The organism is Bacteroides sp. MSK.18.37, assembly GCF_019129155.2.
Taxonomy (GTDB): domain Bacteria; phylum Bacteroidota; class Bacteroidia; order Bacteroidales; family Bacteroidaceae; genus Bacteroides; species Bacteroides ovatus.
This window is the reverse complement of sequence record NZ_JAHOIB020000001.1, coordinates 3,778,465-3,799,877: the sequence shown is the minus strand read 5'-3', so window position 1 is coordinate 3,799,877 and position 21,413 is coordinate 3,778,465. Positions and strand designations below refer to the sequence as shown.

Sequence of the window (21,413 nt, the reverse complement as noted above, 5' to 3'; positions counted from 1 at the left end):
TGAATGGGATTCATTACTCAAACGAAATAGTTTTTATTTCACCGTTTGATAAACAAACCGTCACCTGTTTCTTATCCTCTGACACATGGACAGATTTCACCGGTGTCAGCTCTTTTGAAGTAAAACCTCTTTTCTCATTCTTCTTCCATAATTGAAGTGTCACATATATTTTTTCACCGGATAACTGATCGGAAACCATATTTAATGCACATTTCTCACTTACAGGATGCACTCCCTCCGGATATACCGTATATGTTTTCTCCCAACCTGTCAATGGTATCATTGCCAATTCATATTTTCCGTTAGAGAGTACCGGAATATTCTGTTTACCCACCTTACAACATGTTTCCTTTATATCGGAATCCAGACGAGGCAGGGAATAATGTCCCAAACAAATCTCCGCCGGTTCTGAAACAGTCACCTTATCTATCCGCAGAATTCCATCCGGTAGAGGAATATCCGCCAACTGATACTTCACAGTGCTATCCGTTTCGAGCACAGCGTCACGACGATAAATTCCATTTTCGAAACTTTTGAACGTATACAACCGCAACACTTCCCATTCCCCTTTTTTATTCCTTGTTCCATAATTCATGGAAATCTCCCCATTCTTCCCATCTGCCATCCAGGGGAACTCTGTATGGTAAGCCAGTTTATTATAATTTTCGGTACTGCGGAATTTCTGCCAATCTTTTGCCACAGTCTCATGACACCATGAACGCATTTCAGATCCGCCACAATTCGGGTAATTGGTTATCAATAGATTAGTTCCCTGCTGGAACTTATTATACACTTCCCCTTTTTTCAGTTCTTTCTCCCAAGGACCGTTATTTTCTGTAGCCGACCAATAGTTAGAGTTTTCCGGCAACAACAAACTAAGAAAAGCTTTTCCGCACCAATAAACACTACCCCGGCAACTATAAATCTGAACAGCAGGAGCAAAAGGTCCGTAGAAACCCATTGTCGGAACACCATCTTCCAGAAATTCCGGACGTTCTAAAAATTGCAACAACGTAGAAGAAGCTATCCTTCTCATCCATCCATAATTCACATTACCACTTTTGTCATATTCATACAAAGACAAAGGAGCAGTAACGGCAAAACGATAACAAATACTCCGTCCCCACATATTCATCCTGCCATCACGGCTGAACAGAAATGGATAATTATCAACCATGTCATGCTGATTTTCCATAAACTGCCTTGCATATTGAGGGTATTGTTTCTTCCCGAACATTTCCGCCCAAATAGGTCCGTAAGTCTGATAAGCCCACGCACTATAATAGTCATAAGCCGGAGCGTCATTGTACCAGCCTTCGCCCCGATAGCGTGCGAGAAGTTTTTGCAGGTTCGACTCCAGGTAGCTTTCATTCACGGCATATCCCTGATCTTTCAGAAAACTCAAGATAAAGACATTGAAAAACATCCAGTTGGAACCAATAGTCGGTCCCTCTCCATAACTCAACATGGTAGCAGCCAGTGAATCTTTCTGTTTCTTAGTGAGAGGATTCCATAACACTTCCTGTGCAGCTTTCATCGAGATTGCCAAAGAGCCCAGTTCCAACAATGTCTGACTGGGACCTCCCGTACGATGCGGAATATAGCTCCTACTTTCAGGGTTAGAGATATTTATCAGTTGATAACGATAATAGTCTGCCACTTTTATCCCGTTCATCTCCAGTTCTGGATTATCTTTCAAAAGAGGAGCAGCTACAAATAGAGTCCGTGCCAGACCTTCCAGCTTTGCTACTGGAATTTCTCCCGTATTTCTCGGATATGTTTTATCCAGCTGTTTCGGAAAATACATTTGATCGTCTAATGTATGTATATAGTTAAATGCACCTTTTAATAAATACTCGCCTGCCTGTATCCAGTGCTGACGAGTCATTCCCGTATAAGGGCTTTTCTGATAATCCGGCTGCCAGACGGTGAATATGTTTTCCTGCGCAAAGACCACAGAGAGTTTTAATGATAAAATAGCAAACAATAAAAATAATGCAAATCTTGCTTTCATGGTAATGATATGTTTATAATGTCAGATTCATCGCAAAAGTAAAGCTTTATATACAAACATTCGTCTGAATATCATTCATAAAAGCCCAAAATTAAGTCAAAATGCCACTTTTTATCAGCTGAATGATAAATAACTGCCTTTAACAGATAGAAAAGTCGTGCTTCATAAGCCGACTTTTTTTATCTTTGTAATCTTGAAACATAGCCATGACTACCAATAGTTTGAGAAACATACGGATTCTGCTCTGCTTATTTTTCTGTTTCAGGATGGCACCGTTCATATATGCCGGTGAATTCCTGTTCACCACCATCAATGCGTCGCAAGGATTGAGTGATAACCAAATACGTTATATCCTCCAGTTGCCCGACGGAAGAATGGTATTCACCACCAGCGGTAATGTAAATCTATACGACGGTGTACATTTCAGCTATCTTCACCGCACCACGGAATACGTATATCCATTAAACCAATATAACGGGCATTACCGCATTTACCAGAGTGGGGATTCTCTGTTATGGATTAAAGATACTCACAAACTGATGTGCATTGACCTGTACAGAGAGGAATACATTCCTGATTTAGATGCTTACTTTAAGAACAGAGAGATACAAGCCCCCGTAGAAGACCTTTTTGTAGACGATTCAGGACACATCTGGCTACTCATAGCTAACGAATTACTGGAATTAAACAACAAGACCCGTATAACCTTGCCCGGCAAGTATTCCGGAAAATTGCAGGACCTGAATGCCGACAGTACCTCCCTATATTTATTCTATGACACAGGCGAAGTGTCCTGTTACCACATAGCCGACCAAAAAACCGTATACAACATAGCCGCTTATCCTGCATCCGAACAGGCTGAATATCAAAATACTTCTCTCGTCGTCAAAAGTGCAGACGGCTTCTATCAACTACGCAACGGGCGTAAAGGCGGTTTATTCTATTTCAATAGCCACGAGCGCACATGGAAAAAACTCTTCGAACAGAACTATACTCTCAACACCCTTATCATTACCCCTAATGGTGAGAAAGCCTATATCAGTTGCGTTCACGGGTTTTGGATGATTGACCTCCACACAGGAACACAAAAATACATCCCCCTATTGGAAACCGGAAACGGACAGATTGTCTCTACCGAAATCAGCACTGTCTTTCAAGACCGACAAGGAGGGTTATGGCTCGGAACTTTCAATCGGGGTTTATTATATCATCACCCGTCCATGCATAAACTGACTCATATAGGTCGCAATGCATTTCCCGTCTCCCCGGAAGAAGAAATCAATATTGAATCTTTCGCCGAAGATAAAGATGGAAATATCTATCTGAAAGCTCATTCCCGAATTTATCGACTGACAGCTAATGAACAAAAATCCTATGTATTAAAGTCAGCAGCTATCCCGTCTGTCTCTCCTGAAATACTGAATCGGTTGAACCCCAACAAGAACCATCATTTCAGAAATAAAGTATACAATACATTATATACCGACACACGCGGCTGGACATGGGCAGGAACTCCTGACGGGCTGGAACTTTTTACCAGCGAAAACGACTCTATCCCACGTATCTTCTATCGTGAAAACGGATTGAGCAATAACTTTATCCAGGGCATTATTGAGGACAAATATCGAGATATCTGGGTAACGACCAGTAACGGTGTCACACGCATCCACATAAATCCGGAGAATAAGAACATCAGTTTCACCCGGTTCAATCAGTTGGACGGTGCTTTGGACGGCGAATACATAAAAGATGCCGTATTCAGTTCTTCCGACGGCACTCTCTATTTGGGTGGTATTGATGGCTTTAGCATATTCCATCCCGACAAGGACTCCATTCATCCGATGCTTCCTGATCCGCCGGTTTTCACAGCCTTACGCTTGTATGGAGAAAAAGTGAATACAGGAAAAGAATATGGCAACCGCATCATCCTGTCCAAGGCTGCTCCTTATACAACCGAAATCGAACTGGACTATAACCAAAACTTCCTGACTTTCGAATTTTCAGCATTGAATTATATCAATCATGAACGCACATACTACCGTTATCAACTGGAAGGTATCGACCCGCAATGGATGAGTACATTTGCAGGAAGACAGGGAAATGCGACTGTAGGGAAAGGTCTTCTTCAAGCTGTTTACACCAATTTACCACCGGGAGATTATACATTCAAAGTCATGGCCTCGGACAATCCTCTTCAGTGGAACGGCAAAGTGACAGCTATAAAATTAACCATCCATGCACCGTGGTGGAAAACAACCACGGCTTATATCCTGTATGCAGTCATTTTATTACTGATTGCTTTCACCGGTATCCGATTGTATATCTATTGGAGCAGAAAGGAAATGGAACGCAAGCATAAAGAAGAGATTCTATTACTCCGTATCCGCAACCTGATCGAACAAAATAATTCTCTAACCTGTGGCATAGAAGAAACGTCTCCCGACCATCAGCAACAGGATACGGAAGAGTCCGCATTTCTGGCACAAGCCATCAAACTGGTGGAACAGAATCTGCACGTCAATGGCTATTCGGTGGAGCAACTAAGCCGCGACCTCTGTATGGAGCGAACGGGATTATACCGCAAACTGGTGACTATGCTCGATCAGTCTCCCAGCCTCTTTATCCGTAACATTCGTCTGCAACGGGCAGCACAACTGATAACAGAGGGCAAGCTAAGTATTACAGAAATTGCGGAACACACAGGTTTTAGCAGTTCCAGTTATTTAAGCAAATGTTTTCAGGAAATGTATGGATGCCGCCCGTCAGAATATGCCGAAAAAGCGAAGAAATCAACGTGATTACTGTTTGTTTCAACCTGATTGTTGTCCGTTTTGCTTGCCTCTGCCCTACTTTTGCTGCATCATAAAGTACTTAAAAACCATGAAAATGAATCTTATTAGAAAAGCCGGTTTCTTGCTTGTATGTGCAACAATGGTTGCAGCAGGCAATGGTACAGCACAAAATGTACAGCGTACCTCACAAGGTATCAAGTGTGCCACACAGGGGATGGATGTCAACGTAGAGTTTTATTCACCCTCCATTGTCAGGGTTTATAAGACGCCCAGTCAGAAATCTTGCAATAAAGAAAGTCTGGTCATTGTCAAAATGCCCGAGTCGACTCCTGTTTCTTTCGGTGAAAAGGGGAAAAATGTGACATTAAGCAGCCGTCTTATCCAAGTGGAAGTGAACCCGGAGACTGGTGGTATCCATTTTTTCGATTCGTCCGGGCAACGTCTGTTGACGGACAAGGATTACGGAACACAATTCACTCCTTTCAATGATGCAGGTGTTCCGTCTTTCAATGTCCGCCAGGCCTTTTTGCTGGATAAAGACGAAGTAATCTACGGTTTGGGACAGCAGCAGACGGGTAAAGTGAACCAACGCAATCAGAAACTGTTTCTCCGCAATCAAAATATGAGTATCTGCATTCCATTCATTCATTCCGTCAAGGGATATGCCCTTTATTGGGATAATTACTCTCCTACTACTTTCCTCGACAATCCGCAAGAGATGTCGTTCGACTCGGAAGTAGGCGATTGCGCTGATTATTATTTCATTTACGGCGGCAATGCGGACGGTGTAATAGCCGGAGTGCGCGAGCTGACCGGTCAGGCCCCGCTCTATCCGCTCTGGACACTGGGATTCTGGCAATGCCGCGAACGCTATAAAAGTCCGGACGAACTCTGCGAAGTAGTAGATAAGTACCGTGAACTGAAAGTACCTTTGGACGGTATCATCCAAGACTGGCAATATTGGGGATGCAACGAAAACTGGAACTCGATGAAATTCCAAAACCCACGCTATATCAACAAAATGGGTGATCCGGAATACATGAAATTCCTCCCGAACGGAGAAGACAGAAATGCTAATTATGGAACGCCACGCATCAAAAGTCCGAAAGAAATGATCGACTATGTACATAAACAGAATGCACATATCATGATTTCAGTATGGGCCTCGTTCGGTCCGTGGACAGAGATGTACCAGAAAATGGATAGCCTGAAAGCATTGCTTCACTTCGAGACATGGCCTCCCAAAGCCGGAGTAAAACCTTACGACCCGTTCAATCCGACAGCACGCGATATGTATTGGGCAGAAATGAAAAAGAACATCTTCGATCTCGGTATGGATGGTTGGTGGCTCGACTCTACCGAGCCGGATCATCTGGAAATCAAGGACAAAGATTTCGACACCCCCACTTATCTAGGTTCATTCCGCAGAGTGCACAACGCTTTCCCTTTGATGTCCAACAAGGGTGTATACGAACATCAACGTGCTACCACTTCCGACAAGCGAGTATTCCTGCTCACACGTTCGTCTTTCCTAGGACAGCAACGTTATGCGTCACATTCATGGAGCGGCGATGTAGTCTCTACCTGGGAAGTGATGAAGAAACAACTGGCGGCAGGACTAAATTACTCACTATGCGGCATACCATACTGGAATACCGACCTAGGCGGCTTCTTCGCATGGAAATATAACAATAATGTACACAATATCGCTTATCATGAATTGCACGTGCGCTGGTATCAGTGGGGAGCATTCCAGCCGATCATGCGTTCGCACAATTCCAGTCCGGTAGCTGTGGAAATATACCAGTTCGGCAAGAAAGGAGACTGGGCTTATGACGCACTCGAAAAATATACTCACCTGCGCTATCGCCTTTTGCCCTATCTCTACAGCACTTCATGGGAAGTTACCAACAAAGCGGGCAGCATCATCCGACCACTCATGATGGATTTTCCTAAAGATAAGAAAGTACTTGAGATGGATACAGAGTATATGTTTGGCCGTAATTTCCTTGTCCGCCCCGTAACTGATTCGCTTTATACATGGCAGGACGACAAACAGAACGGCTATCAGAAGAATATGAATAAGATAGGAAAGACAGATGTTTATCTACCCGCAGGTGCCCAATGGGTTGATTTCTGGACCGGAAAAAGCCTGAAAGGCGGACAAACCATCCAGCGTGAAGTGCCTATCGATATCATGCCAGTCTATGTCCGTGCAGGTTCTATCCTACCCTGGGGACCGGCTGTACAATATTCCACCGAAAAGAAATGGGATAATCTGACACTTCGCATTTATCCGGGCGCCGACGCTGAATTTACTCTTTACGAAGATGAGTTCGACAACTACAATTACGAAAAGGGAGCATACACTACCATTGCCATGAAATGGAATGATAAAGACCGTACCCTGACGATTAACGACCGGCAAGGTAACTACAAAGGAATGCTGAAAAATCGTAAATTCAACATTATCATTGTAGAACCGGGAAAAGGTTGTGGTGACGGTGATGCTACGACATTCGATCAATCTGTTTCTTATAGGGGAAAGAGAGTAGACTTAAAATTATAAAGTTTCAACTTTATTCCCACCATCTCACACTGGGGAAATAAACAGTAACCAATCGGTAAATTTCCCTCTAACACCTGTTTTTCAATTTTACAAGTACAGCCTTCACCCTTCACAATGCCCTATTCATCGGCATTAGCGGGTGAAGACTGCTCTTTCATCCGCCTTTCACCCTCCGTTTTCTTAACCCTGTATAATTCTTCTCCACCTGTTACTTCTAAAAACATATCTAACCTGTTTCCCACTCATTACTAACTAACTTCTTTTTCATTAATAACAAACTTTCTTTTGATTACTGGTAAACTTCTTATTACCAGTATGTAAACTTGTTTTTCATTAAATGCAATCTATAATTGCAAGTTGCGTTTATAAAAACAAAAGCTTTGATTATATAAATGCAAGTTTCATTTATATAATCAAAGCTTGCATTTATAGTTTTCTTATGATGCAAAGAAAGTTTGGTTCCTATACAAAGGAAGTTTATCCCTTATAGAAAAGAAGTTTTCCTATAATAGTCTGGAAGCTATCTGCTAACACTTCTTCTGCCAACTATAGATAAAAGATTTAGCAGACTAGACAATCTGTGAAAACCAGGGTAGAAAGGTGAAAGGAAAGTGAAAGCCTGCCCTTCACCCGCTAATGCCGATGAATAGGGCATTGTGAAAGGTGAAGGGTATTTTCTTGAATTTCCATAAGATCCCGCAACGATTCAAAACGGAACTTTCCGGGAACTATCGTTTCAAATAAGTCTTCTAAAACGAATGTACTCTTCCTTCAACAATGGCAAATCTATACAGAGAGAAATTATCAATCAGCCATTATCTTCACATCAGGCGACGGAACACGGAACCAATACTCCACCCATCGTTTTTCTTTATCGGGCATTGAGAAGGATAACTTAATCAGATTGTCGTGGAGACGTTCAACACTAATTTCATTCTCTGTTCCCGGAACGAAAACAGGATCGGACGATTTTCCCAATATCTCGACATACACGCTGTCTGAAGGCAAACGATACTCTCCCTGGGAAAATATAATGGCATTCGATTTCGCATCCCTGCCACGTGTCATGATGTTTATAAATGTTTTATCGGCAGAAATTACTTTTAAGACCGGTAATAATGCAATCCGAAAATCATGTGCACCGGGCTGCACAAGACAGCTTTGCCATACTCCCTCCAGACTCTTATTAGTGACTTCCTGACCGCTAGGGACAGTAAGTTCAGGAATATTCATATTCGGAGTATTGCCATTTTGCTTTTTCGACAGGCTGAACATTACAGGAATAGTGAAACGCACTTTGACAGCCTTGCCATCCGCCATTCCGGGTGACCATTTAGGCATTGTTTTCACCACGCGCAAAGCCTCTTCATCCAACAGGGGATCAACTCCTCTCACTACCTTTCCCTGTCCCGGTGTTCCATCTTCCATCACTACGAACTGGATAATCACCCGACCGGAAACTCCTTTCTTCTGGGCTTCGACAGGGTATTTTACGTTAGTTGCCAAGTATTTCATCATGGCTTGCATGCCTCCCGGAAACTTCGGCATCTCATCGGGAATTAAATAAACTCCCTCACTATCTATTCTGGGGACTGACTCTTTCTGTGCAAACAATGGCAAACACAGAAACAACGCTATGAAAAGACTTACTAGTTTGGTATGCATGGTTTTCCGTTTTAAGGTTGAACAATAAACGAAGATAACATCTTTACGCTAAAAGACCAACAAAAAAATCGTTTATTTTCCTCATACACAGCAGTTATTTATTGCACAATAAATACTGTTGCCACCAAGCCACAAGTAAATAACAAATAAAAATGTGAATTCGGGATAAGGGTATTTATCCCGAATTCACATCCAAAAGAAATATCATCTAGTTGTTCACCAATACAACACCTCCCTGTGGAAGGATTTCCAGTTGCACTTTTCCGCTTTCTTTTACTTTCAACGTCACAAGTTGAGGTTCTCCTTTTTTATCATCCTTATACAGAGAAACGGTTTTTCCGGCAAACATATCTAAATCCAGTTTCAACTTTACGATTTCTTTCCCGGCATTCACAGCAGCCAGATACCAGGTGTCACCGTGGCGACGTGCCAAGACTACATATTTTCCCGGATATCCGTCAATGAAACGTGTTTCATCCCACGTGGTAGGAACCGTTTTCATATAGTCCACACAAACAGGGGAAACATCTTTTAGGTTGTTGGGAGCAAGCGCAAAATTCTGTACCGGATTCTGGAATAATATGGTAGTGGCTAATTGAAATATATCAGTAGTACGGCGGGTAGTTCCTCCGTCATTGTTGCGATTCAGCCGTTTGTTCAGGAAACAACCACCGAATTCCATGCAACCCACCACGTTGCGGATAAACGGATGCAGACAGGCATTGAAAGCCTCTTCATCACAGAAGTGCTGGCCGAAAACCATATTTTCGGAGGCCAGTACAGCCTCGCTGCCTACATAGTTCGGGTACATACGTTCCCATCCGCGAGGGATGGTGCAACCGTGGAAGATTACCATCAGACCGTGGTCGTCAGCATCACTCAAAATATCTTCATACAGGCGCATCGTTTCCTGCTTGTCGCCACCAAAGAAATCAACTTTGATTCCTTTCACTCCAAGACTTTGCAACCATTTCATTTCACGTTTGCGGATAATAGCATTGTCCATGTGATTCACCGGCCCCTGCTCAATATCATTCCAATAGCCGGAAGAGCTATACCATAAGAAGAGTTCAACTCCTTTGCTTCGTGCGTATTCTATCAAAGATTTCATGCGGTCACGGCCGATGTTCATATCCCACCAGTTATCGATCAAGGCATACTCATACCCCATTGCAGCTGCAAAATCAATATAGCGCACCTGATCGTCATAGTTAATACTACCATCCTGCCAGAGAATCCAGCTCCATGTGCCGCGTCCGAAACGGTAGTCATGCTTCGTTTCATAAAGAGGACGTACGACATCCCAGATAACGGTTGTTTCCACAATCGGTTTCAAGGTTTCGCCAACAGTTATGGTACGCCAGGGAGTAGCACCGGGAAGGGCAAACGCCGGAGCAGAAGTTCCGTTACCGTTATTTTCTGCTGCCATCGGGAAAGCAACCGTATACAGATTACCTTCGCTTACATCGCTCAAACGAGAACCGCAATAACGACTGTCTACACCTGTTTCGCTGACTAATACCCAACCATCGTCACCGATACGGAACAGACAAGGGAACGTGTAGCCATGCCCGTACTGCGAACGGTCACTCATGGGAGCATCTGCCTTGTACTCTTCCTCATAACTGGGTTTGGTACGCTTCCAACCTATCATAGCATCGCTTTGCGGACATAAGAAAGTAGTTGTTTGTTGCGGAAAGCGAAAGCCGGTTTCTTCGGCAGTTACCGTTACACTTCCTTTTCCATCCTGACGCGGAAGAGTATAACGGAAAGCTACATCGTGATTGCTGACACGAAAGACTACATCTATTTTCTGCCCTTTCGGATTCTCAAAATTACAAATCAGTTCGTTTGCCTGATAATGCACCTTGGAGGTTTTAATACGATCCTGATGATAGACAGTGTCAATCGGAGTAACAGCGTGTCCTGTCAGTTTCATTCCTTTTGCAAAGTCACCGATATTCGTATTCATACCCAAAGGAGATTTCTCCAACATTGGCTTTCCATTGTAGGTAATCGAATAACTTGGCTTTTCGGCTGGAGAAGCAGATACAACCAATTGCAGTTTTTCATCCGGCCCTTTCACTACCACTTCCTGTGCTATCAGAGAAGTCAGACAGCAACTAGCCAGCAGGGTACTTATTATCTTCTTCATATTATTTATGTTGTTATTATCTTCACTTTTTTCTGTTATTTCTCATTTGCCTTCTTTATGCGGATCACCGTAAAAGAATAGGCAGGTAATTGATAGTCAAACTTTTCTGCTACTTCCATCGTGTCTTCAACAGGTAGCGGGGTATCGGTCGGTTTGCCGGTCAGTACGGTTCTTTTTGCAGAAGACTGTATAGCACCGATTCCGGAAAGGTCGACATTCGTATTCACCTCTACGGGAAGTAAATTGACCAGCTTCACAATCACGTCGCCACTTGCCGAGTCACGGACAATAGAAGAAGCAATGCGTTTCCGTACTTGATCGTCTCTATTATCAAGAGTGATCTTTGACGGCAAATATTCGTTTCCGGCATTCTGTCCGTAGAGTTTCTGAACATAGTAGCCGGTGGTAGGTTTCACTTCCCGGTTATTGAAGTAAATCAAATCCGGATTCCACTGGGTATGTCCTTCTTTAGCGAGAAGAGGGGCATAGGAAGTCATGTGTACAACATCTCCATTACGTTCCAAGGCTGCAAGATAAAGAGCTTCTGTCAGTGCTGTTTCGATATTCGCCTTTCGTCCCGGTATGTGAGTTGCATATTCGCCCAAGTATACTTTTGTCTTTTTCGAACGATCGTATTTGTCGTAGAAATCCTGGTTGTTCAGGAACCATCCCGGAGTCTGGTAATAATGTTCGTCGACCATCGGAATACCCAGTTTGTCCGCCAGTTTCCATCCTTCCACGTAGTCTGTACCCTCATTGAATGGTCCCACTGTACCGACAACAATCATTTCAGGATATTTTTCTTTGATGGCATTGAAGATCATCGTGAAGCGTTCTTCGAAGATATCAGTGATAAGATCTTCATTTCCGATACCGATGTATTTCAGATTGAATGGTTTCGGATGCCCGGCTTCGGCACGTACCTTTCCCCATTTGGTCTTCTTAGCGTCACCGTTTGCCCATTCTATCAGATCAAGAATATCCTGAATATAAGCTCCCATTTCGCTCATCGGGATACCACCTTGTTGTCCTCCTCTCAAGTCGCCGTGACAGGCAGAGTTCTGGCAAGGAACACCGGCCGCCAGCACTGGAAGCGGTTCCGCGCCAATATCTTCGCAAAACCGGAAATATTCAAAATAACCCAATCCCATGCTTTGATGGTATCCCCAAAGATTACGCTGTGCTTTTCTTGCTTCCAACGGACCTACTGTATTTTTCCATTGATAAATGTTTTTCAAGCCATCACCATGAGCCACACAGCCACCGGGGAAACGGATGAAACGGGGATGAATATCAGCCAACACTTGAGCCAGATCTTTGCGAAGCCCGTTCTTACGTCCTTTAAATGTATTCTGCGGGAATAGGGAAATCATGTCCAGATTCAATTCACCAACAGATTGAGGGATGATTTCGAGATGAGTGTCCGCAGTAGCTTTAGCAGTTATCACCGCTTTATATGTTTTCCATTGACGGGAAGACACTGTTAGAGAAGTTTCTCCACACACATTTCCTTTTCCATCTACCAGACGAACTTGCAATTTATTTGATTTACCCTGCGGAACACGGGCGAAGATGGAAAAATCATATTTCTCTCCGGTGTTCAGTGCGATTCCATCAAAACCTGTATTTTCTAATGCAGCTCCCGGTTGTTCTACATTCAGCACGGCATAATGTGGGTTATTGATATGAATAGGGTCGGTAGTATCAATAGTGAAAGTCGTTTTCTCTCCTTTCAGTGCCCAGGAATGAGTGCTGTTCCAGTTCTTATCTCCTTCCCTGTCCGAAGGGTCGTACTCGAAGTCGCGGTTTTGGATAAGTTCTGCATAGAGTCCTCCGTCTGCCGAATAATTGATGTCTTCAAAAAAAGCGCCCAGCAATACATCACTAATGGCTTTTGCGCCTTCCGGTTGTACAGTGACCGTTGCTTTTACAGGCTTCAAACCGGCAAAACGTTCTCCATCCTGTACCGGACGTTCTCCATGTAATGAGTTCCGATATTGATTCCAGCCATAATTTTTATCCAATCCATCCACCAAGGTCCAAACTACCCGGTTGATATTTCCTTTCTGCTCTTCTCCGGCAACAATAGCTTTCACTCTCACTCCGTCAAAATCCGGCGTAGTACGGGGATATTTCTGACTGGTCCAGTTGATTAAATCCTTGGAAGTAGCTTGGCCGTATCCATCATGGTCATTCAGTTTCCAGGTACAAATCCATTCGCCATCGGACGATTGTTTCAAATAAGGATCGAGCATTTTCTTCTGTGATCCCCAGCGGCTATAATCGCACCGGAGATATCCGTAGTTCCGGCCAATTTCAAACCAGTTTTCTTTATCTGTACTCCAGGCAAAACGGAGTCCGCTGCGTCCGTCGTCTCCGGAAGTTGCAAAAGAAAACAGATAAACCGAATCGGGTGTACTCGTCATTTCTTTGATTGCAGCTAAAGTGAGCTGCTGGAACGACAAAAACAAGACAACTAAAAAGAGGAATAATTTTCTCATGGTATATATTGCATTAAGATTATCAATCGCAAAGTTAAGATTTTCATCATTCTAACAAGCGTGTTTCATATAATAATTGGTAATTATACACTTAAAAATATATAAGAAACAAGTAAACAAGGGTAAAATATACACTTTTCCCCATACCGTATACTGTTTTCCTGGATTACAACTAGTTGAATCCATCTTATCAGAATAACTCAAAAGAAAACAAAAGGATGGGAATACTCACTGGGAAGCGAAGATTACCCGCCTGAAAAACAATTGGTTTAACAAATCAGGGACAGGTGTTTTTCTCCTGTCCCACGAGATATTTTAGTTCAGAAACCTTCGGGTTTGCCATAGGCCTTGAAGAGGCGTTTCAACTCTTTTGGGGTAATCGGTATGACAGTGCCATGGCGCGGATGGAAATCCATACTGATAGCATGGTCAATCACTTTGAAATGTTCCAGATCGGAACTTTCGGTAAACTGGTATTTACCTTTCGTATATACATCATACATCAAAATATACTTATCGGAACCAACCAGCGGGAAAATACCCGAACCTTCTACCGGATCCTTCGTCTGCTGTTTATAGTCATCCGATTCTGTCCATTGGCCGGAGGTTAGAGAGGAGGTAGTGGCCTTTTTAATTCCATTTCCATTCCCTTCCGTTTTGTAGAACAAATGATAGAGTCCATCTTTGTAAATAATGTCGCCGTCAATACATGATTTTTTGTTTTCCGGAAGAAACAGTGGCTTCGGTTCTCCTTCTATATCGGTAAAATCTTTGTTGGCATAAGCATAATAAATGATATCGGGACCATTGCCATGTTGCATGGACCAGTAAACCATGTACTTTCCTGCTTCCCTATCATAAATAGTTTGTGGAGCCCACACACGTTTCAGATCCTCCTGATTGGGATATTTTTTCTGGATATTCACGATATTGGAAGTCCAGTGTACAAGGTCTTTTGATTTCAATAATATCATGGCACGGTTAGAACTCCATCCATTGCCGGACACCATATCTGTCACCACCATATAAAATGTCTTCCCATCTTCACAGCGCAAGATATGGGGATCACGTACTCCACCTGTTGAACTAATCACACGGGAATCAAGTACCGGCTGATTTCCATTCAAGGCTTTATAATTATATCCATCGAGGCTAACAGCCATCCGGACGGCTTCTTCACTCATGCGATTGCCGGTGAAGTAAACAAACAGGTAAGCAGATTGCTGGCAATACCCAGTCAACACTCCCACAAATAGGAATGCGAAAAGAATTATATTTTTCTTCATATTCATCATCATTTCAATGCTTTTTCATCCATTGTTTTATTCTTGTCCATTCACTGTTTAGTAGTTGAAATCAGCAGGTTTCACATATACACGATATTCCTTAATCATACCCGGATACCCTTTTTCGGCGCGGGGCAGATAGCGGAAACCGGTCACATTTTCCACTTTGCTCAAGTCAATTACCAATTGATGAGGATAAAGAACATTGTCCACTGTCATCCAGAAAGTGGATTCCTGCAAGTCGAATATTTTGTCAGCTGTACGGTTGCCACTACGTGTTTCTTCACTATCGGCATAACGAATCTTCCAATGTTCGCGGGATACCGGTTTACTATCAACTCCCAGGACATCAAACTCTGCTATAGCTGCGATGTTATCATTTGCTTGTGGAGAAAGTGCTTCCAGACAGAAATAACGTCCTTTCACCGGAGTGGCAAATCGCACTTCCTGCCAGCCGTTACCCGGAGTGAAAGCTCCTTCATGGACCACTTTCTCACCCGTCAGTTTCAGTTTTTCTCCATCCTTGCGGTGTGTTTCGGGAGCTTTTTCACGAAGCACATCGAGAATTGGTTTCTTCAAACCTTTGATGGAAGCCCGGGTAGGACCTTTCAAATCCAGAACGAGGATTTCATTCTCTCCTTCTTTCAGCCAGCACCCCGGCATAAAGAGAGTCTGCTGCGGACCGATTTCCCAGAAACGCCCCATTGCATGACCGTTCACCCAGACCATACCTTTTCCCCATGTACTCATATCCAGGAAAGTATCTCCTACTTTATCCAGTGTAAAGGTGCTCTTATAATAGGCAGGCATAGTCGGTAATATCTTTGTATCGCTATATTTCTTATCTTTTATAAAGGAATAATCTACCGGGAAGTTATATACAGTCCAGTTTTTCAATTCCTTAGTCTGGTTACCCGAAATAAGTTCCACCTTTTCAGTGATTCCTTTGCGGTCGTGGATGGATTTGTCAAAGTTAACACGTCCCATTGCTTCCACAAGAATATCCAGTTGTGTGCCTTTTTTCAGCGCGGGCAGGGTCGTTGTAAATTCTCCCTTACGACGGTCCAAGCGTGCCAGCAGTTTACCGTCGGCATATATCTGCGCCCAGTCGTGCACTTCCGTAATTTTCAAAGTGGTGCCTGCAAGAGTCGTTTCGGGCAATGTGGTGCGATACAGAATCGTTCCCCATCCCTGGTTGAATTGTTCCATCGGTTGAATATCCACCGTTTGTTTTGCCTCCGGCAGATTTGAGAAAAGCGGAGCCACTTTATGGAAGTGAAACTCGGGGATTTCAATAACAGGCAGAGCTGCGGGCACTGCGGGCAACGTCTCACCTGCCGGAAGATAGTTTTTCAACAAGTCACGAAGCAAGAAAAACTTGTCGGTCGTCCATCCGGGTTCGCTAATCGGAGCATCATAATCGTATGAGCTGCACATGGCAGAATAAGCCGGGTTGTTCGCACCTCCCCAATGTCCGAAAGTCGTTCCTCCGTGAGTCATATACAGACTGAAAGAGATGTTCCGGTCGAGCATATCCTTGATGCCCTGTACCATATCTTTTGCAGGACGTGTCTCATGTTTGCGTCCCCAGTGGTCGAACCATCCGCTCCAGAACTCGCTACACATCAACGGAGTTTCAGGACGAAGTTCTTTGAGTTTTTTAAATTGCTGGTCGATATTGGCACCTGTTCCAAAGTTCACCGTCCAAATCAGGTCATCGAGCGCGTTATTGGTGAAGTTACTGCTCCAGTCACATTGAAACAGAGGTACATCGGAAAAACCGGATTCACGAACCAGGTCGCGCACGGCAGAGACATAAGGTTTGTCGATTCCATAAGAACCGTATTCATTCTCTACCTGTACCATGATGATATTTCCCCCTTTATTCACTTGCAGCGGAGCCAGTTGCTTACCGACCTCTTTCATAAAGATGCCTACCCGTTCCATATAATAGGGATCGAGCGTACGCAAGGCTATATCTTTTTTCTTCAACAGCCACCAGGGAAGTCCCCCCATCTCCCACTCCGCACATACATACGGACCAGGACGGACAATGACATACATACCGTGTTTCTGTGCCGCACGGCAGAAAGCTGCAATATCATTCTGACCGGAAAAATCGAACTTTCCTTCTTCCTGTTCATGGATATTCCAGAAAATATAAATACAAATAGTATTCATGCCTAATGCCTTGCACATCTCAATGCGATGCTCCCAATAAGCTTGCGGGATGCGGGTGTAATGCAACTCGGCAGCCTTCACCACAAACGGTTTTCCATCCAGCAAGAATGTGTTCTTGCCTGCCTCAAACTTCCGTGCAGTAGTTTGCGCCTGTGCAGTACTAAAGAAAATAACTGTAAAAAGTACCAGTAAAGCAATCAATCTGTTTTTCATGGTTTATTCAAAAATAGAATTTTAATAGTATACGGCAAAGGTAGGCGATTCACCTAAAAAGGAGGGCATAATTATCATTCAAAAAGGGTTGGAAATAAAGCAAAATAGCGCCAAATAGCAGATAAAACAACAATGGTCGGAAGATGAGAGGCATTTTACCATGCTCATCTTCCGACCATTTGTCCGGTATGTGATTACAATAAAATCAGTTTTCTTTTGTCAATAGACTTTCCAGTTCTTCCGCATTCAGGCGGAGGTAGAATTGTCCGCGATAGGCTACGGAGATAGCGCCCGTTTCCTCTGAAACAATAATGGCATGTGCGTCCGACTGTTGAGAGATTCCCATCGCTGCGCGATGCCGCAAGCCAAGTTCCTTCGGTATATTCAAATCATGGGAAACAGGAAGGATACATCCCGCCGCCTTGATACGTTTTTTGCTGATTACCATTGCGCCATCGTGCAACGGGCTATTCTTGAAAAAGATATTCTCGATTAAACGCTGATTGATTGCCGCATCAATCAATTCGCCCGTACGAACGACCTCATCTAAAGGAGTATTATGCTCAATGACAATCAATGCGCCAACTTTTTGTTTCCCCATGCTTAAACAAGCCATTACCACGGGCATGATATCATCGTGCTTCAACGATTCTTTCTTCGATCCGCTAAAGAGACGGGCCAATGCACTGACATGCCGATGAGATCCCAAAGTCAAAAGAAAACGGCGTATCTCATCCTGAAAAAGCACAATCAACGCTATTACACCCACATTCATCAATGTGTCGAAAATAGAGCCCAACAATTTCATTTCCAGCACTTGCGTCACCACCAACCAGATCAGGATAAAAACCAGAATTCCGGTGAACACCTTGATAGAACCGGAAGCTTTCATCAATTTGTAGGTATAGTACAAAACAAAAGCTACCAGCAGAATATCGATAAAATCTTTTATGCCAAACTCAAAAAACATGCACCCTCCTCTTATTTGTCATATCCACTCTCTATTTTTAATTTCTCTGTGATCCGGACAGCTTCCACCGCCTCACGCACATCATGTACACGCAGGATATGCGCTCCTTTCATTAACGCAACAGTGTCCAATACGGTTGTCCCGTTTAATGAATCTTGCGGGGTTCCTCCCAATAATTTATAAATCATTGATTTCCGCGAAACTCCCACTAAAACGGGAAGTTCGAATATGTGGAATTCTTCCAGATGCGCCATCAGTTCATAATTATGCTCCAATGTTTTTCCGAATCCGAATCCCGGATCGAGAATGATATCTTTCACTCCCAAGTCGCGAAGTTGCTGCACTTTACGGGCGAAATACAGGAAAACATCTTTAATCAGGTTATCATAAGACGGTTCTTTCTGCATACTTTGGGGGGTTCCCTTCATATGCATCATAATATAGGGTACTCCCAAGTCGGCTACTGTCTGAAACATCCGGTGATCCATTTCACCGGCAGCTATGTCATTAATAATAGCCACTCCATATTCTTTCACACATTCTTCCGCCACATCAGCCCGGAAAGTATCAACGGAAATAATGGCTTCGGGATGATTACGGTTCAGAATCTCCAAACCGGTGCGCAGTCTTCGCATCTCTTCTTCAGCAGAAATATGTTCGGCATTCGGCCGTGAAGAATAGGCTCCTATATCAATTATTGAAGCACCTTCATCAAGTATCTGCCGGGCCCGGGCAGCAATGTCTTCTTCAGTCTGCATCCGGCTGCCGGAATAAAAAGAATCGGGAGTAACATTTAAAATTCCCATCACCTGCGGAGTAGCAAGATCGAGCAACCGCCCTTTTACATTTATATAAATAGGAGATATAGGTTTCATCATTGACAACATTCCTTTTAGATCGCCTACAAATGTAGATAAAAAAAGCAAGTATTCGTACTAAAAAGAAGAAATAAACGTATATTTGCAAACTATAGAAGAACCCGAAAAATTCATACCATGAGCCGATTAACCCTATTTCGCGTAGGATTTCTTTTCCTCATTTTGTTCTTTACCACTACTGCTAAAGCTCAAAAAGAGGCTGAAACCTTCAATGTTGACTCTACTCTCTATGAATATTATCAACGTTGTCAAGAATACTTATTAGAGCCTGTTGTACTTAATATGTCCGACACTTTATTCCGAATGGCCGGCGAACGGCAGGACGAACGAATGCAGGCAGTAGCCATAGCCACTCAACTGGATTATTATTATTTCCAGGGAACCAATGAAGACAGCGTAATCCACTATACCAACAAAGTAAAAGAATTCGCCAAGGCCACTCATCAGCCTAAATACTATTACTTCGCATGGGCGAACAGATTAATCACCTATTACCTAAAAACAAGCAGAACAAACATAGCACTTTATGAAGTGCAAAACATGTTAAAAGAAGCTCAAGAAGAGGATGATAAGACCGGCCTCTCCCGTTGCTATAACATCATGTCGCAAATCTACACCATCAAAAGATTCGATTCAATGGCGTTCGAGTGGCGATTGAAAGAAATCGAACTGACTGAAAAATACAAGATCGAAAACTACAACATCTCCCAGACCTATGCCCAGATAGCCAACTATTACATCAACCAGAAAAAGCAAAAAGAAGCATTAGCTGCTGTGGAAAAAGCCATTGCGACTGCCAATTCCTCTACGCAACAAATATCTGCCAAGTTGGAATTTGTAAACTACTACAGCAAGTTCGGCGACTTTCAAGCTGCCGAAAAATTACTGAAGGAGTGTCAGACAGCGTTTGAACAGGACAAAAGACTGGAGTCTATCAAAAAGAGACTGTATAATATAGAATGTTTATACTACCAGCAGACCAAACAATATCAGAAAGCGCTGGAAGCCGCAAAGATGCAGGAAAAAGAAGAACGTCGTTTAAGCGAAAGCATACTTAGCAGCATTCATTACCGCACACAGGGAGAAATCTACCAAAAGATGGGGAATATGAACCTGGCGGTCAAATATCTACAAATGTACATCAACGCGGATGACTCTTTGAAAATAGCCAATGAACAAGTGTCCAGCAGCGAATTCGCCACCTTATTAAATGTAGAAAAGCTCAATGCCGAAAAGAAAGAACTCATGCTTCAAGCACAAGAGAAGGAGTTGCATAATAAAACAACCTTGATTATTTCATTGATTATTTTATTAGGTATCTTATTCATATTCCTTTATAGAGAAAATTTCCTGAAACGCAAACTGAAAGTTTCGGAAGCCGAACTCAAAACAAAGAATGAGGAACTTACGGTGTCGAGGGAAGAATTACGTAAAGCCAAAGACATAGCGGAAGCGAGCAGCCGGATGAAGACAACGTTCATCCAGAGCATGACCCATGAAATCCGTACACCGCTCAACTCTATTGTAGGCTTCTCGCAGGTGTTAAGCGATCACTACAGCAATAGTCCGGAAACACAGGAGTTTGTCAATATTATCAAGAGCAACAGTAACGACTTGCTCCGACTGGTCACTGACGTGCTCGCTCTGTCGGAACTGGATCAATATGAGCAACTGCCCACAGATGATGAAACAGATATGAATACGATCTGTCAACTTGCCTCTGAAGTGGCCAAAGACAACAGGCAAAAGGATGTGGAAGTTCTGTTCGAACCTGCAAAAGAAAACCTGCTCATACGCAGTAATTCGGAACGCATATCACAGGTGTTGAACAACCTGGCACATAATGCCGCCAAATTTACAACTCATGGCAGTATCCGCATAGCTTATTCCGTACTGGAAGCTGAAAAGAAAATTGAAATCAGTGTCACCGATACAGGAACTGGTATTCCGAAAGATCAGCAGGAGGCGGTATTTGAGCGTTTCTACAAAATGAATTCTTTCACACAAGGCACCGGTCTCGGACTGCCGATATGCCGGAGCATTGCCGAGAAGTTAGGAGGCAGCCTCCGGATCGACTCTTCCTATACGGACGGATGCCGGATGATACTGACTCTTCCTTTGGTATATGCCTAAGTAAAAATCTGTCCGAACTCCCATCAAATCCGAAAGAATAGCCTATCTTTGCAACG

11 protein-coding genes are annotated in these 21,413 nt (G+C 43.3%); 3 read left to right on the top strand and 8 right to left on the bottom strand.

What is annotated here, in order from left to right; all coding sequences use genetic code 11:
• Nucleotides 1–13 precede the first annotated feature (13 nt).
• Entirely contained in the window at nucleotides 14–2,014 is a 2,001-nt protein-coding gene (locus tag KSX81_RS14765) for a DUF2264 domain-containing protein (RefSeq protein WP_004299728.1), read from the bottom strand.
• 206 nt (nucleotides 2,015–2,220) lie between these two features.
• Between KSX81_RS14765 and KSX81_RS14760 the strand changes: the two genes are divergently transcribed.
• Together KSX81_RS14760 and KSX81_RS14755 are read left to right on the top strand one after the other, a co-directional pair.
• Complete coding sequence (locus KSX81_RS14760; protein WP_052587967.1) at nucleotides 2,221–4,812, top strand: helix-turn-helix domain-containing protein; 2,592 nt, start codon at nucleotides 2,221–2,223, stop codon at nucleotides 4,810–4,812.
• A gap of 82 nt (nucleotides 4,813–4,894) precedes the next feature.
• Nucleotides 4,895–7,375: a glycoside hydrolase family 31 protein gene (locus tag KSX81_RS14755; protein ID WP_004299725.1), complete on the top strand. Its 2,481-nt coding sequence runs from the start codon at nucleotides 4,895–4,897 to the stop codon at nucleotides 7,373–7,375.
• Between the two features lie 804 nt (nucleotides 7,376–8,179).
• Here KSX81_RS14755 and KSX81_RS14750 read toward each other — a convergent pair.
• From KSX81_RS14750 to folP, 7 genes are all read right to left on the bottom strand, one after another.
• Nucleotides 8,180–9,040, bottom strand: coding sequence for a TonB family protein (locus tag KSX81_RS14750; protein WP_004299723.1), 861 nt, complete (start codon nucleotides 9,038–9,040; stop codon nucleotides 8,180–8,182).
• Between the two features lie 208 nt (nucleotides 9,041–9,248).
• On the bottom strand, nucleotides 9,249–11,195 hold the full coding sequence (locus tag KSX81_RS14745) for a glycoside hydrolase family 97 protein (RefSeq protein ID WP_004299722.1): 1,947 nt from the start codon (nucleotides 11,193–11,195) through the stop codon (nucleotides 9,249–9,251).
• A 35-nt stretch (nucleotides 11,196–11,230) separates the two neighbouring features.
• The gene (locus KSX81_RS14740) at nucleotides 11,231–13,696 is read right to left on the bottom strand and encodes an alpha-L-arabinofuranosidase C-terminal domain-containing protein (protein ID WP_004299721.1); all 2,466 of its coding nucleotides are present in this window, start codon (nucleotides 13,694–13,696) and stop codon (nucleotides 11,231–11,233) included.
• A gap of 320 nt (nucleotides 13,697–14,016) precedes the next feature.
• Entirely contained in the window at nucleotides 14,017–14,994 is a 978-nt protein-coding gene (locus KSX81_RS14735; RefSeq protein WP_032853229.1) for a glycoside hydrolase family 43 protein, read from the bottom strand.
• A 45-nt stretch (nucleotides 14,995–15,039) separates the two neighbouring features.
• Nucleotides 15,040–17,376: a beta-galactosidase gene (locus tag KSX81_RS14730; protein WP_217725417.1), complete on the bottom strand. Its 2,337-nt coding sequence runs from the start codon at nucleotides 17,374–17,376 to the stop codon at nucleotides 15,040–15,042.
• A 205-nt stretch (nucleotides 17,377–17,581) separates the two neighbouring features.
• Nucleotides 17,582–18,346, bottom strand: a complete 765-nt coding sequence (gene cdaA, locus KSX81_RS14725; protein WP_004309664.1) for a diadenylate cyclase CdaA — start codon at nucleotides 18,344–18,346, stop codon at nucleotides 17,582–17,584.
• 11 nt (nucleotides 18,347–18,357) lie between these two features.
• Nucleotides 18,358–19,224: a dihydropteroate synthase gene (gene folP / locus KSX81_RS14720; protein ID WP_182423421.1), complete on the bottom strand. Its 867-nt coding sequence runs from the start codon at nucleotides 19,222–19,224 to the stop codon at nucleotides 18,358–18,360.
• 117 nt (nucleotides 19,225–19,341) lie between these two features.
• On the opposite strand from folP, the gene KSX81_RS14715 reads away from it, so the two are divergent.
• The gene (locus KSX81_RS14715; protein ID WP_217725418.1) at nucleotides 19,342–21,357 is read left to right on the top strand and encodes a sensor histidine kinase; all 2,016 of its coding nucleotides are present in this window, start codon (nucleotides 19,342–19,344) and stop codon (nucleotides 21,355–21,357) included.
• The last annotated feature ends 56 nt before the right edge of the window (nucleotides 21,358–21,413 follow it).